Origin of the sequence: Vibrio sp. OPT46, from assembly GCF_015163535.1 — a bacterium.
GTDB lineage: Bacteria > Pseudomonadota > Gammaproteobacteria > Enterobacterales > Vibrionaceae > Vibrio > Vibrio alginolyticus.
In genome coordinates, this window is record NZ_JADDYG010000139.1 from 39711 (window position 1) to 41298 (window position 1588).

The window sequence follows — 1588 nt, forward strand, 5'->3', positions numbered from 1 at the left end:
CTAACAGGTGTCACTAACACTTCTGTTTTGAAGTAATCGCAACACCCTTCCTACCAAAGCCCAGTTTCTACTGGGCTTTTTCATTTCAATTGTATTCAAACCCACTCATATTTCCTCTGCTATAGTTAAATCGATGTCTTTGCCTAACTCACTTGTTTAAAAGGAAAACTCTATGCGCGTATTGACTGTTATTGCCACTGTATTACTTCTTGCTGCATGCGGAAGTAGCCAATATCTGATGTCGACAAATGAAGGGAAAATTATTACCTCTTACGGTAAACCAGACCTGAACGAGGAAACGGGTATGTACGAGTATGAAGACATGGATGGTAAAGAAATGAGCATTTCAAAAGAGCAAATTGTCCAGATTGTCGAACGTTAACGACAGGCCCTCTGTAAATTAGAGGGCTATGTTCTAGCCACCCTCTCTCTACATTTACCTCTTTTAGGCTTGTAATCGTTGTAGAAATTGACACAACCAATTCATAAGCCAAAACAATTAATAGTGTCTTTTATACTTCCGTATTATTTATTTAGCGAATATTTTACATCTTCACCTTAATCAGGTTGGAGTATTGTAAAATCTAGTCTTTAATTCGCTAACACCCTTTTATTTCTCAGGATAAAGTGGATAATACCGCCACAAAATAACATTACTAAGGTGAGTCCTTATGTCTATTGAAGCTACTCTGCTTGCGCGCTGCGAGTCAAAATGTGAACTGTGTTCTTCTGAATCTCAACTAACTGCATACGCTGTCCCACCTCACGGTAATGTGACGGTTGATACTGCCATTATGGTTTGTGATAAGTGTCTGGGTGAGATCGATGAGCCAAAAGACATTAACCACTGGCGTTGTCTAAACGAAAGTATGTGGAGCCAGGTTCCTGCTGTACAAGTGACTGCATGGCGCCAACTCACTCGCCTAAACACAGAAAGCTGGGCTCAAGATGCTCTTGACATGATGTACATGGAAGAAGAGCAAATGAACTGGGCAATGAAAGGGATGTCTGCTGACGATAAAACTGTTGACTGTAACGGCACTGAACTTAAGAAAGGTGACGATGTAACAGTAATTAAAGACCTACCAGTAAAAGGCACTAACCAAGTAATCAAACAAGGTACAGTGATTCGTGGCATTAGCCTTGGCGATGATCCAAAGCTAGTTTCGGGTAAGGCAAATGGTGGTCAGTCGATGTACGTGATCGCAGAATACTGCCGCAAGAAGTAATATCGCACTTCAGTCATGTCAAAACGGGGCACCAATGGTGCCCCGTTTTTCTATACAACACTTAATCTACTCTCATGTCTACCTCCTCTAGAGTGTTTCTTTTCTAGGGCGTAGGTTGAGTAGGCATGTTTTACAAATAAAAAAATACCGGCTCATAGGCCGGTATTTCTTACACTATTTCAATATTAACGGTACATACCGATGTCTTTTTGAATATGTGCTGACAAGTCTTCTGCGTAGTAACTGCGTGGCGCAGTGTTATCTACAAATAGAATGTCCAGTAAGTGAGCAATCAGTCCTTTGAAGTTAACCGCGTAGGTTTTCTTATCCATAGAGGTTGGTAAAGCTACATTTGTCAT

The 1588-nt window shown here is 40.9% G+C and carries 2 protein-coding genes; both read left to right on the forward strand.

All coding sequences use genetic code 11. The annotated features are described in order from the left end of the window. Window positions 1-172: 172 nt before the first annotated feature. A complete protein-coding gene (locus IQR33_RS06230) occupies window positions 173-382 on the forward strand; it encodes a YgdI/YgdR family lipoprotein (RefSeq protein ID WP_005376349.1) in 210 nt (69 codons plus the stop codon). 289 nt (window positions 383-671) lie between these two features. Further along, window positions 672-1229 carry a PhnA domain-containing protein gene (locus IQR33_RS06235; protein ID WP_005376350.1) on the forward strand — a complete coding sequence of 186 codons (558 nt, stop codon included), beginning with the start codon at window positions 672-674 and terminating at the stop codon, window positions 1227-1229. Window positions 1230-1588 lie beyond the last annotated feature (359 nt).